Below are 12,583 nucleotides of genomic sequence, written 5' to 3'. Positions count from 1 at the left end.
GAATCCCTCCGAAATTGAGCAATCCGAATACTTGTCGAATCTAACAACCGAAAGACTTCGGCTGATCCCTACCCGAACTTCGCTATCGAATTTGACAGTCCTTTATGCCTCTTCCGGTTTGAAGATCGAACGCTTGCGATATTCGGACATGATCTCGGTGGTTATTATGCGGTCGATCTCGAGAGTGGCACCGTAACATATATCCACCAGGAAGACGCCCTTTACCGGCTGCAATTTTGCAATTCCAGCTTTGATTCTTTTTTGCAATTTCACAACTTGTTTATGCAGCAGGTAAAGTGGCGAATTGAATCCGGCAACGATCCGCAAAAAGCGGTGGAAGCGCTGGAAACAGAGTTCAGACGCTATGATTCTCAAGCCACGGAAAACGACGAGTCTTTTTGGCCGATGCGTTTGTACGAGCTTTCCGACGACCTGTTTCCGCTGAATGATCTGCGTATAAACTTTTACCGATCGATCCTCGACAAAACGAAATGAGATCGTTACCGATACCGCGAAACGTTTTTCCGTGACGATCGCTAAAATGTCCGTATTGCGTTTTTGTTGTATTTATGCACCAATTCTTCCCTTATAGAATCCTCATCTTTATGATACCTGAAGTTATAATGTATTGAATATTCATTTTTGTATCCATTTGCTTGGATTCCGTTTAAAGCTATAAAGTCCAGATCATCTAATAGAAATCGTATCCCCGTGTGAACTCTATAGAAAGGACCAGACTACCGCGGTCAGAACCATCTTCCGATCGCTGTTATCCCCAGATTTCTTTGCTCCCCTTTTTCAAGGGGAAAATCCGGTGATCAGCCTATGCTTCCGATGCAGCTTTCTTACAGAAAGCTTTTAAGCGACCGCTTCGCATCTCCAGATTCTTTCTGCCCTCTTCGTTATCGTGTAAATTTCCGGTTCAATCTATATAGTTTCTTTTTTACGAGATCTCCATGCTTTTTCTCTAGGAATTTATCTTTCATTGCGATCATGTCCCCTTCTTCAGTGACTCGTCTATGTCTAAATTCATGATTACTTTCAGAAGGAGTATCCCCCAGCATTTAAGTACTCTTGGTTCCACTCGTGTACAGGAACCGGAGTAATGCAATTCATATAATACTCCTTATACTTATCCAGCCCGAAATAAACAGAGTATGACCAGTAGAGCCTATGCATCAAATCTTTAGCTGTATGTAATGCGGTTAGTTCGTAAGGCTCTAATCGTTCAAGTGGATTCGCGGGATAGATATCCGTTTCCACGATGGGATTTCCCATTCCCAAATCGCCGATTCCTGGATCTATATACACCAGATTGAATCGAGTAGAACATGAATCCGGACGATTTCCAAAATCTTGGCTAATATAATGTTTAGGTACATCCACATCTGTTTTAGGAGCCATGGCTGCATCTTTCAATTTTTGCTTTGCGGTCAACTTTACAGCTGAATTCAACACTCGGATCACTCGAAATTCTTGAATATCCTGTAATTTAACCTCATCCCAAGCAGAGATTGAATTCTCCAAAAAGATATTAAACATGATAATATAAGGCTTTTTGAGTAATTGAACAACTGTTGAAACTGAGTCTGTCACAGGTACAAAATAAACATCATTTTCTTTCCAGCTGAATCGATTTAACATAATGTCTGGCGCCCCCTTTAGATCCATTTTTGTAGTTGTAGAAGAGCCCCTTTTTTACTATATAGGTTTGAACCAATGATTTTTACACAGAGACACTACGCGGTCAGAACCTTCTTACGATCGCTGTTATCCCCAGATTTCTTTGATCCCCTTTTTCAAGGGGAAAATCCGGTGATAAATGCGACCGCTTCGCTTCTCCAGATTCTTTCTGCCCTCTTCGTTATCGTGTAAATCCCGGTTCAATCTATATAGTACATCGTCTTTGGAGAGTAGACATGCCTGGTCTTATGGCTACTTATGAATTTACCGCTATTTATTTTATCCTATATGATTTTGTAAATGTATTCGCCACATGGACTTCATTCGCTTGTCTTCAGCAATATTCTCATAGAGGATATGCTCCTTCCCTGCTTGTTTAAACCAATCGCGTAATGCTGCAATCCTTCCTTTATTAAAATCAATAAACTGAAAATCTAGTTGTTGTAAGTGCTCCATTTCAAGTAATGCCTCTAAATCCTTGGCTTTAATACTTGTAGAAATCTGCCTTAATTCTAACATTTCAAGAAGGGGTGCTGACCACAAAAGATCTATATGTTTTAACGCTTTCATATTATCCAGTTCCAACTGTCTAAGGTTATGCATTTTAGAGAAGTCACATAAAGCCTCCACCTTAGATAAGGACAATCGTAAATAAGTAAGATTATGCATTGAAGCTATATCATCCAGATTCGTTAAGTTACGTATATTTGCTAAGCTAAGCATTTTAACTGTAGAATTCGCAAGTGCTGCTAGGGAACCTTTCAAAGTACAATCATGAATAAAGAGACACTCCAATTTGGTTAACTGACGAACAAAATCAACTTCATGAATAGTAGTACTCAAAATGAGCGTGTCAAGTTCAGTTGCATCGCCGATCGGTGTTAAGTCTACAAATTCCCCATATAATGAAAGATATTGAAGATTTCTAAAGTTAGAAGTAAAGTTTAAGTTTACCGGCTTTTTACTTGTAATTGATAAAAATTGCAATCGCTCTAGTTTACCAAGTATACTCAAATCAATATGATGTTGAAGGTTTAATTGTAAAGCTGTTATATGCTTTAAGTCAGCGATGATCTGTAATAATTCCTCTGTATAGCGCCCTTTCATATCAATTTGACGAATAGACAATACTAAATCCGGACGTTTAGCAAATACATGCTTATCTAATTCTTGTAAATCTTCGAGCTTATCTATATCAATGACAAACGAAATAAGCGCCCGATGTCCCAGTTGCTTAATCGCTTTATTCATTTTCCCTATTGTCCAAGGTGCACCATGCATAGAGCTTGTCCATACTTCTCCCATAACGACTCCCCCAATTCTTTTATGCTGCCGATAATCTATTTAAATATTATTGTTAACCAAACGATCAGAATCTCTATCTGAGATAGTCTTAATTTTACTGCATTTTACAGCGAATCCATATGGGGAGCAAGTTTATGGTTTATTTCTCCGTTAGAGCATCCATCCTTGGGCTATTCTCTCTCCTAAAATAGCGACTTCCATGGGATCATGTTCTTGTCCCTCGACAGAAAACAGACCCGCTATGATCGATAGCGGGTCTGTTCTTCATTTCCATATCTGTACAAGAACGTGTTCTTCTACAGCTTTAGGCCGATCTTTTGTTTTTGTTGTAGATATCGAAAGCTACGGCAAGCAGAAGCACCAAACCTTTGATTCCCTGCTGCCAGTCAATGCCCAAACCAATGAGGGACATTCCGTTATTCAGTACCCCCATTACCAAGCCGCCGATGATTGCTCCAAACACGGTTCCAATGCCACCGGAAGCTGAAGCCCCGCCGATAAAGCAGGCTGCGATGGCATCCAATTCGAAGTTGGTACCCGCTCTTGGAGTGGCCGCGTTCAGACGGGCAGCGAAGATCAGACCGGAAACGGCGGCGAGCACGCCCATGTTTACAAATACCCAGAATGTCACTTTTTTGGTTTTGACTCCGGACAGTCCTGCAGCCTTTTCATTTCCTCCAAGCGCGTATACATGACGCCCCATTACAGTACGGTTCATGACAAAGGAATAAACGATGATCAGTACAAACAGCAGGATCAAAATATTCGGAATTCCGGCGTAACTTGCCAACACGAAGGTAAACAGGTTCGTCACCGCAGCCACCACAATCAGTTTGAGCAGGAAAAGTCCCTGCGATACGACCGCGAATCCGTATTTCCGCTGGGAGCGGCGTTCCCGCAGTTCATTCACGATGTACCAGACCGTAAGCGCAACGCCGACAAGGATCGAGATGAGCCCGAAACCCGAGAATTGAATATCTGGCAGGAACCCGGAGCTAATCTTTTGGAATCCGCCCGGAAAAGGAGAGATGGACTGCCCTTCGAGCACGATCATCGTCAACCCGCGGAAGAGCAGCATGCCCGCAAGGGTCACGATAAACGCAGGGATCCGCACATAGGCGATCCAGAAGCCCTGCCAGGCTCCGATTAACGCCCCGACCAGCAAAGAAGCGATCACCGCCATCCAGGCCGGAAGCTGCCAGTCGACCATCATGATTGCTGCCACTGCACCGACAAAGGCTGCAACGGAACCTACCGACAGGTCAATATGTCCGGTAATAATGACCAGTACCATCCCGATGGCGAGCACAAGAATATAGCTGTTCTGCAGGATCAGATTCGTAATATTGATCGGTTTCAGTAAGAGCCCGCCAGTCAGCAGCTCGAACAAGATCATAATGACAACCAGGGCGATGATCATCCCGTATTGGCGTATATTGTTTTTGAACAGTTTAGTTAGCATTTCCATGCTTCTCGCCTCCAGACTTCGTCATATATCTCATCAACGTTTCCTGCGTTGCTTCTTCGCGGCTGACTTCTCCCGTAATGCGCCCGGCATTCATGACATAAATCCGGTCACACAAGCCCAGCACCTCCGGAAGCTCGGATGAGATCACCAGCACACCCTTGCCCTCTGCAGCAAGGCGGTGAATAATGGTATAGATTTCGAATTTGGCGCCCACATCGATTCCGCGGGTCGGTTCATCCAGAATGAGAATATCCGGTCCGGCAAAAATCCATTTGCTCAGCACCACTTTCTGCTGATTGCCACCGCTCAGGTTACCGGTTTTCTGCAAAATGCTCGGTGCTTTGATATTCATGCTTTTCTTCATTTCTTCGGCAACCAGCACTTCTTCACGTTCGTTCACAACTGCATTTTTGGTCAGCTTGCTCAGACCGGTCAGTGAGATATTGCGTTTGATATCATCCATAAGAATGAGCCCGTATTCCTTCCGATCCTCCGTCACGTAGGCAAAACCATTTTGAATCGCCTCCGTTACGCTGTTGTTCTGAATCGGTTTGCCATCCTTGATCAGCTGGCCCGATATGTTTCGTCCATAAGATTTGCCGAAGATGCTCATGGCCAGCTCCGTACGTCCCGCCCCCATCAGACCGGCAATGCCCACGATCTCGCCACGCCGGATGTTCATGTTGACCTGATCCAGCACCTTGCGTTCGGCATGATGCTCGTGATAAACGGTCCAGTCCTTCACTTCCAATATGACTTTACCGATATTGGCATGACGTTCCGGGTAGCGGCTTGTCAGGTCACGGCCCACCATTCCGCTGATAATCCGGTCTTCGGTGACGTTATCCTTTCTCATGTCCAGCGTCTCGATCGTCTTGCCGTCCCGCAATATCGTAACGGAGTCCGATACCTTGGACACTTCATTCAGCTTGTGGGAAATCAGGATACACGCAATTCCCTGCTTTTTGAATTCCAGCATTAATTGGAGCAGATTTTCGCTATCATCTTCATTAAGCGCTGCCGTTGGTTCATCCAGAATGAGCAGACGAACCTTTTTGGAGAGTGCTTTTGCAATTTCGACCAGCTGCTGTTTACCCACGCCGATGTTGGATACAAGCGTGTTCGGATTTTCGCTGAGCCCCACTTTGGAGAGCAATTCACGTGTACCGACCAACGTTTCTTTCCAGTCAATGATGCCTTTGCTGGCACGTTCATTGCCCAGAAAGATGTTCTCCGCGATGGACAGGTAAGGGATCAGCGCGAGCTCCTGATGGATAATGACGATCCCCAGATCCTCGCTCTGCTTGATATTTTTGAACTCGCATGTTTTGCCCTGAAACAAAATATCCCCTTCGTACGTTCCGTGTGGATATACACCGCTAAGCACTTTCATCAGCGTGGATTTTCCTGCACCGTTCTCACCGCACAGCGAATGAATTTCGCCTTCCCGGACCTTGAGATTGACGTTCTCCAGTGCTTTGACCCCAGGAAAGGTTTTGGTAATGCCCTTCATTTCCAATATGATTCCGGTCATGGGATTTGCTCCTTTCCATTATTATTTCAATCCAATTTCTTCTTTGGTGTAATATCCGGTGCCTACAATGTCCTTCTCCACGTTTGTGCGATCCACTGAAATCGGATCCAGCAAATAGGCTGGTACGATCTTAATTCCGTTGTTATACGACTTTTCGTCATTCACTTCCGCTTGTTTTCCTTGCAAAATGCTATTGGCCATCTCTACCGTTTGTTCCGCCAGCTTGCGGGTATCCTTGAATACCGTCTGCGTCTGCTCTCCCGCAACAATGGATTTGATCGAGGCCAGCTCCGCGTCCTGACCCGTAATGACGGGCAAAGGTTTACTCTTTGATCCGTATCCGACGCCTTTTAGCGACGAGATGATGCCAATGCTGATTCCGTCGTACGGGGACAAGACCGCATCCAGGTGATCTCCCGAATAATAGGCGCTGAGCAGGTTATCCATCCTCGACTGAGCCAATGCTCCATCCCAGCGCAAGGTCGCGATCTGCGCCATCGTGGTTTGGTTGCTCCGCACGACAAGCTTGCCGGAATCGATATACGGCTTCAGCACAGACATCGCACCGTCAAAGAAGAAATACGCATTGTTATCGTCGGGCGAGCCGCCAAACAGCTCAATGTTGAACGGGCCCTTGCCTTCCTTGAGGCCCAGCTTCTGCTCAATGTAAGAAGCCTGGAGCACGCCCACCTTAAAGTTGTCGAACGTCGCGTAGTACGTTAAATAGGGCGTGTTGCGAATCAGACGGTCGTAGGATATGACTTGAATGCCTTCATCGTGAGCCTTCTTGATCACATCCGTCAGCGTATTGCCATCCACGGATGCAATCACCATCACATCCACTCCCTTGGTGATCATGTTCTCAATCTGTGAAATCTGATTTTCGACCACGTCCTCAGCGTATTGCAGATCCGTTTTATACCCCTGTTCCTGAAACAAACGGACCATGTTCTCTCCGTCGCCGACCCATCGCTCGGAGGATTTGGTTGGCATGGAGATGCCGACATATCCTTTTTCCTTGCTGCCTGCCCCACTCTCAGCCAAATTGCAAGCCGACAGCATCAGGGTCATCACCAGAAGCCAGATCATCACTGCTCCTTTTTTCATATCAAGTTCCCCTTTCCTCAAATCATGCGGATCGTGAACGAATCATAAGATAACGCTTACAACGTTCGAAGTGACCCATACTGCTTTCTGTTTCCGCCTGATCCAATCGTAGCATTATGACGTCGAGACCGTCTTTGCAGCTTTTGAACCTTTTTTATAATATTTTAACTTTTGTATAACCTGTAGAAGTTAAGGTGCTGAATCCCTTGCCTCGAGTATCGTTCATCCACCGGGTATAAAAAAAGAGCTGATCCGCTTCGCAGAAGCAGAACAACTCTGTTGCCCTTGTCCATGTCCGGTGATGTTATTCCTGGTCCGCTTGATGTTATACCAGGTCCGCGGAGGCACTGTGCCCTGTGCCCCCGTCTTTTCGGTACTGCGCAGGCGAGATCCCCATCTTTTTCTTAAACGCCGTGCTGAAATAATGCTGGGTGTCGTAACCGACCCGTTCTGCAATGCTGTGGATGGGCATCGTCGTGGAATCCAGCAGCTGCACCGCTTTACGGATGCGGGCATGCGTGACCAGGGTTACGAAAGTATCGTTCAGCTCTTTCTTGAGCACCCGGCTGAGATATACCGAGGAGACTTGCAAGCGGGCAGCGAGCGATTCAAGCGTCAGTTCCCGATCCGCGTACTCCTCATTGATGATCTGCCGAGCCCTGCGCACCAGCGGAGACAATCGGGCTTCCCCATAAACAAGTTCCCGGCATAGCCGGTAAGCATTCGGGGCCTCTTCTAATGTACCTGTATTCTGCACCACACGGGCATGAACGGCGATATTGAGGCAGGAACCGATCTGCTGTTCAATGATGCAATCCAGCTCTTCCGGAGCCGCCTGCCACAAGCAAAAGCCGATTAACCCATTCGGGTCCCTGAACAGGACATGCGGAAGTTCTCCCAGCAGTTCGCCGATAATATTCTCCACGGCAAAAAGAAACAATTGGCGGTCATTCTCCCGCATAAGGGACTGACGGGCTTCGGCCGCAGGCCAGCGGACGATCCCGAGCTGCACGGGCGGATCGGATGGCAGACGCAGGAACGCCAGCTGCTCTGTCAGATCTTTTCCTTCCGCAAGCCCTTCCAGCCACTCCAGACAAAAACGCTGACGCAAAAGCGGAATATTGCGTTCGATCTGATCCGCAGCCTGCTTAACGTAAGCGGTCCGCTTGCGTTCTTCGTCCATCCGCCGATGCAAACGCTCGAGCGCAGCATGCAGCCGCTCCGCATCTACCGGCTTTAGGATGTAATCCTCCACGCCAAGTCGCACGGCCTCCTGGGCATAAGCAAACTCATCATGACCGGAGATGATCAGACAGCGGCAGCCCGGACATTCGTCCTGAAGGCGGCGGATCAGATCAATCCCGTTCAGAAATGGCATATTCATATCCACAAGGATGATATCGATACCGAGCTGGACAGCCAGCTCCAGCGCTTCTTCACCGTCTTCCGCTTCACCGGCAACCTCCATGCCCAGCCGATCCCAATCAATGGCATCCCGTATGCCTTCGCGAATGATCGGTTCGTCATCTGCAATCAGAACTTGGTAGCGCCCTGAAGTCTGCAATGTCTGGACTCCCGCCACCGAAACTGCCGCACTCTCCAATTCTGTCCAAGCTGCTTGCATGGTTGCTCTCTTCATTGACTCTCCCGCCTTCCTTCAATATCGAATTGCAATGCTTGTGGTAGTTCCTTCATTAACGGCTGAGTGATGGTCACGCAGGTCCCTTCACCTTCCTGACTATCCAGGCTGATTCCGTATTCTTCGCCAAAAGAAAGCCGCAGACGTGCCTGTACATTCAGCATGCCATAACTTTTGCCACCCTGGCCGGCTTCCTGTATTTCCATGCTCTCCAGGGGTGTGCTGAGGAGACGAGTCATCTCGTGCAGCCGCTCGCCTGTCATCCCGGCGCCATCGTCCTGTATCGTAAGCAACAGCTTGTCGTCTTTTACTTTAGCTTCGATCCGAATGTTACCCGGCCCTCGTCTCCCCTTAATCCCGTGATAAATAGCATTTTCCACTATGGGCTGCAGCACCAGCTTAAGCACGAACAGCTCCTTTAGGTCCTCGGGAATCACCAACTCACATTGAAGCCGGTTCCGGTACCGGGTCTGTTGAATCTGCAGATAGCTGGATATATGTTCAATCTCGGAACGCAGAGGAATGAAATCATTGCCTTTGCTGAGCCCGATCCGAAACAGTCTGGAGAGGGCACCCACCATCTCGGATACATCGTCTACGCCTTTCCTCTGTGCCATCCAATGAATCGTATCCAAGGTGTTATATAAAAAATGAGGTTTGATATGCTCCTGCAGGCTTCGCATTTCCGCATCCCGTTTCTGCCGCTCCCGCAGTTCATTAAGGGACATGAGCTGCTGGATTTGCACCAGCATTCGGTTGAAGCTTCTGCCGAGCATGCCGATTTCATCGGCACGATCGCTCCAGCGGCCGGATCTGAGATTTCCCGTTTCCGCTCTGCGCATATAAGACATCAACCGGAAAATAGGCTGAGCGATGGAATTGGAAAATCGCAGGGAAGCGCTCAGGCCAAAGAGACAGACCACGAAGACAAAACTGACCACGTAAAACTGGATCTGGCGGACTTCCGCCGTCGATTCCTTGGCCGGGAACACCCCTACGGTTCTCCATCCCGTAAACGCGGAAGACTGGTACATGAATAACAATTCCTTCCCTTCTGCTTCTGCGTTAAATGTTCCGCTATCTCCCGATGTGAACCACGCGGGTGGAATCTGCTCAACGAGTGGATTGTCCGGCATATAGACGCTTCGCCCTTCTGCATCGGTCACCATGACATATCCGGATTTCCCCAGCGTTACATCCCTGGCGGCCTGTGAGACGGTACGCAGCTTGAGATCAATCATAATGACACCGAGCACGCGTCCCGATGATTCATCCGTGATGGAACGTGCGACGGACACAATTTCACTGTCTTTATACCGGACATGCGTCGTGATGTTACGATGTCTCGGTTGGCCCAGAACGGTAAAAATGCCGGCATTCCCGGCCGCGCTTTGGTACCATTCCTCCTGAACCAGGCTTTGATTGGTTTTCGGATACATCTCATTGCTGATGTAATCTCCGTTTCGGTTAACGAGCACGATCCCTGCGATTTCCGGGTACAATGTCGTGAAGCCTTGCAAATATTGCTTGATTCCATAAAGCTGATCCTGATCTTTGGCCCGATTCAGATCGTTATAAGGTACAGCTGTGCCTGTATGGCCGTCAAAATCCGTTTTCCCTTCCATAAAAGCACGGATATCCGAATCAAAAGCGATCAGATAGGTCATATTCTGCAAATTCTCCATCTTGCTGTCAAGCGCTTCATTGACTTTGCCGATCAGCTGCATCGTGTGCCCTTCAACCTGTCGTTCGACAATCCGTTCCACCGTCCAGTTCACCAGCAGCCCGAGTCCCACCGAAGGAACGATGGCAAAGAGCAAAAAGAGCAGCATCAGCTGATAACGCAGCGGCATATTGCGCAAGCGCAGCCGCTGCAATCCGCCCTTCATCCGGAAGCGGATTTTCCTCCAGCTGAGGGACATAGTTGACCGATTATTATTTTTATTTGGCATAGTAATCATCTACATTCGAACGTGTCACCACAGAGATTCCGGTGTCTACCCTAACAGGCAGCGGTGCGTTCTCATCGGAAGAGGACGGTGCGGGCACGGTCAATTGATGGTGCAAATGAAACAGATATTGAAGGGACCAATATCCCATGTTCCAGGTTCCTTGTGCGATCGTTGCAGAGATGGTGCCGCTCTTGATCATATCCAGCGTAGCCTTATTCGTATCAAAGGAGATGATTTGGAGCGGATGTCCCGCATTTGCATTCTGAACCGCTTCGCCTACGCCTGCCGCTCCCGTCGCCTCGGTTACAAAAATTCCGCCGAGCTTCGGATACGCCTTCATCATTCTGAGCGCTTCATCTTTTGATTTCATTACATCTCCGTGTCCATCGGCAACTTCAACGACCTTCATGGAAGGGTACCGGTCACGGATCGTATCGCGGAACCCCTGTGTTCGTTCTTCATGATTTTGCTGGCCCGGCATGGTCAGAATGGCGACTTCTCCCTCCCGGCCCAGAAGCTCGGCCATTTTGTCCGCAGCAGTCACCCCTGCCTGGTAATTGTCCGTACCGAGAAAAGAATAGGCCCTGCTGTCCGGTGCGTCCGCATCAAACAAAACGACCGGGATACCCGCGTCCAACGCCTTGTTTATGACGGGAATCAGCGATTGCGGGTCAATGGCGGAAATGGCGATGCCTGCCGGTTTTCGTGCAATCGCCTGCTCGATGACTGTGGTCTGTTCCTTCGGATCATACCGCGTAGCTCCCCGGTATTCCACGGTTACCCCGAGCGCATCCCCGGCATCCTCGAAGCCTTTGAGCACACTTTTCCAATATTCCAAGCCGGACTGGAACGTGATCATGATGTAAGTTTCACCGATATCTCCGCGCAGTCCCCTGTCTTCCCATGAGCCATTCGCTTCACTTGCGTATTCGTACCTGAACACATACAGCGCAAAAGCCGAGATGAGCAAAATATAAACCAGCAGCGTTTTTTTCATATTCGTCTTCACTTCCTTAGAGGTCTCTCCACTTGCGTTCCGCTTAAATTGTAAACGCAAACACGCAAAAAAGAAACCGCTTTCCGTTTTAGCCAGAGTCATATGTGTATGGAGACACAGGGCTAACATTTACTCAAGCAATATTTATTGTAAAATTATAGCATAATACAAATATCATATGGCCGGCTCGACCTATGAAATTCAGGCATCTTGGAGGTTCCCAACATTTTGGCACAGCATGAGAAAAAGACCTTCTCCTTCCCGCTGCTCATTGCAGCATTAAGCCTTACCGTATTTGCACTGATTGCCTTGTCCGTCAGTGATCACCAGATCCACCGGTTTGATGACAACCTGATCGGATGGGTTCAGGGCATGGAATCACCCGGCATGACCAAGTGGATGCGGGTATTCACATGGATCGGCAGCGGACGGCCTGTCATCACCATCACGATCATGTTTATGATCGTATTGTATATTTTCCTGGGACACAGGCGGGAACTTCTGTTTTTGGCCGCGGTCATTGCAGGTTCAGCAATGCTGAACACCTTGTTGAAACTGGCATTTCAGCGTGCCAGACCAACCATCCATCGCATTGCAGAAGCGAACGGATACAGCTTTCCGAGCGGACACTCGATGGCGGCGTTCAGCCTATATGGCGGATTGGCCTTTCTGATCTGGAAGCATATTCCTACAGCAACGGGCCGGGTGATGATGATCATCGTCAGTGCGGCCTTAATTTTGGCGATCGGCCTGAGCCGAGTTTATTTGGGCGTGCATTATCCCAGCGATATTACCGGAGGTTACTTTCTGAGCGGCAGCTGGCTGGCGATCTGCATTTGGTTTTATCAGCGTTATTTGGAGCGGCTGTCGCTGCTTCATTCCAAACCTCAGACATAGA

The 12,583-nt window shown here is 48.2% G+C and carries 10 protein-coding genes; 2 read left to right on the top strand and 8 right to left on the bottom strand.

What is annotated here, in order from left to right:
- The first annotated feature begins 21 nt into the window (after window positions 1–21).
- Entirely contained in the window at window positions 22–495 is a 474-nt protein-coding gene (locus RSX24_RS08490) for an SUKH-4 family immunity protein (protein ID WP_343260502.1), read from the top strand.
- 546 nt (window positions 496–1,041) lie between these two features.
- On the opposite strand, the gene RSX24_RS08485 is transcribed toward RSX24_RS08490, so the two are convergent.
- The 8 genes from RSX24_RS08485 to RSX24_RS08450 all read right to left on the bottom strand — a co-directional run bounded on the left by RSX24_RS08485 (window position 1,042) and on the right by RSX24_RS08450 (window position 11,685).
- A complete protein-coding gene (locus tag RSX24_RS08485; RefSeq protein WP_343260279.1) occupies window positions 1,042–1,644 on the bottom strand; it encodes a DUF8309 domain-containing protein in 603 nt (200 codons plus the stop codon).
- 318 nt (window positions 1,645–1,962) lie between these two features.
- Complete coding sequence (locus tag RSX24_RS08480) at window positions 1,963–2,988, bottom strand: leucine-rich repeat domain-containing protein (RefSeq protein ID WP_236412516.1); 1,026 nt, start codon at window positions 2,986–2,988, stop codon at window positions 1,963–1,965.
- A gap of 304 nt (window positions 2,989–3,292) precedes the next feature.
- Window positions 3,293–4,456, bottom strand: coding sequence for a multiple monosaccharide ABC transporter permease (gene mmsB, locus RSX24_RS08475; RefSeq protein ID WP_236412515.1), 1,164 nt, complete (start codon window positions 4,454–4,456; stop codon window positions 3,293–3,295).
- A complete protein-coding gene (gene mmsA, locus RSX24_RS08470) occupies window positions 4,440–5,990 on the bottom strand; it encodes a multiple monosaccharide ABC transporter ATP-binding protein (RefSeq protein WP_339272549.1) in 1,551 nt (516 codons plus the stop codon). Before mmsA ends, mmsB begins: the two co-directional genes overlap by 17 nt.
- A gap of 21 nt (window positions 5,991–6,011) precedes the next feature.
- On the bottom strand, window positions 6,012–7,097 hold the full coding sequence (chvE, locus tag RSX24_RS08465; RefSeq protein ID WP_290371405.1) for a multiple monosaccharide ABC transporter substrate-binding protein: 1,086 nt from the start codon (window positions 7,095–7,097) through the stop codon (window positions 6,012–6,014).
- A gap of 325 nt (window positions 7,098–7,422) precedes the next feature.
- Entirely contained in the window at window positions 7,423–8,736 is a 1,314-nt protein-coding gene (locus RSX24_RS08460; RefSeq protein WP_339272552.1) for a response regulator, read from the bottom strand.
- Window positions 8,733–10,625, bottom strand: coding sequence for a cache domain-containing sensor histidine kinase (locus tag RSX24_RS08455; protein WP_343260278.1), 1,893 nt, complete (start codon window positions 10,623–10,625; stop codon window positions 8,733–8,735). The genes RSX24_RS08460 and RSX24_RS08455 overlap by 4 nt, the downstream gene beginning before the upstream one ends.
- A 52-nt stretch (window positions 10,626–10,677) precedes the next feature.
- Complete coding sequence (locus RSX24_RS08450) at window positions 10,678–11,685, bottom strand: substrate-binding domain-containing protein (RefSeq protein WP_339272554.1); 1,008 nt, start codon at window positions 11,683–11,685, stop codon at window positions 10,678–10,680.
- A 228-nt stretch (window positions 11,686–11,913) separates the two neighbouring features.
- On the opposite strand from RSX24_RS08450, the gene RSX24_RS08445 reads away from it, so the two are divergent.
- Window positions 11,914–12,582, top strand: a complete 669-nt coding sequence (locus RSX24_RS08445; protein ID WP_438286781.1) for a phosphatase PAP2 family protein — start codon at window positions 11,914–11,916, stop codon at window positions 12,580–12,582.
- The last annotated feature ends 1 nt before the right edge of the window (window position 12,583 follow it).

Source organism: Paenibacillus hubeiensis, from assembly GCF_032334105.1.
Taxonomy (GTDB): Bacteria; Bacillota; Bacilli; order Paenibacillales; family Paenibacillaceae; genus Paenibacillus; species Paenibacillus hubeiensis.
The sequence above is the reverse complement of the archived record's forward strand: the minus strand, read 5'-3'. Positions and strand labels throughout refer to the sequence as shown.

Coding starts and splice junctions, on each gene's coding strand:
- mmsA (WP_339272549.1), bottom strand. CDS start 5,990: ATGACCGGAATCATATTGGAAATGAAGGGCATTACCAAAACCTTTCCT.
- RSX24_RS08480 (WP_236412516.1), bottom strand. CDS start 2,988: ATGGGAGAAGTATGGACAAGCTCTATGCATGGTGCACCTTGGACAATA.
- mmsB (WP_236412515.1), bottom strand. CDS start 4,456: ATGGAAATGCTAACTAAACTGTTCAAAAACAATATACGCCAATACGGG.
- RSX24_RS08450 (WP_339272554.1), bottom strand. CDS start 11,685: ATGAAAAAAACGCTGCTGGTTTATATTTTGCTCATCTCGGCTTTTGCG.
- RSX24_RS08455 (WP_343260278.1), bottom strand. CDS start 10,625: ATGAAGGGCGGATTGCAGCGGCTGCGCTTGCGCAATATGCCGCTGCGT.
- chvE (WP_290371405.1), bottom strand. CDS start 7,097: ATGAAAAAAGGAGCAGTGATGATCTGGCTTCTGGTGATGACCCTGATG.
- RSX24_RS08460 (WP_339272552.1), bottom strand. CDS start 8,736: ATGAAGAGAGCAACCATGCAAGCAGCTTGGACAGAATTGGAGAGTGCG.
- RSX24_RS08485 (WP_343260279.1), bottom strand. CDS start 1,644: ATGTTAAATCGATTCAGCTGGAAAGAAAATGATGTTTATTTTGTACCT.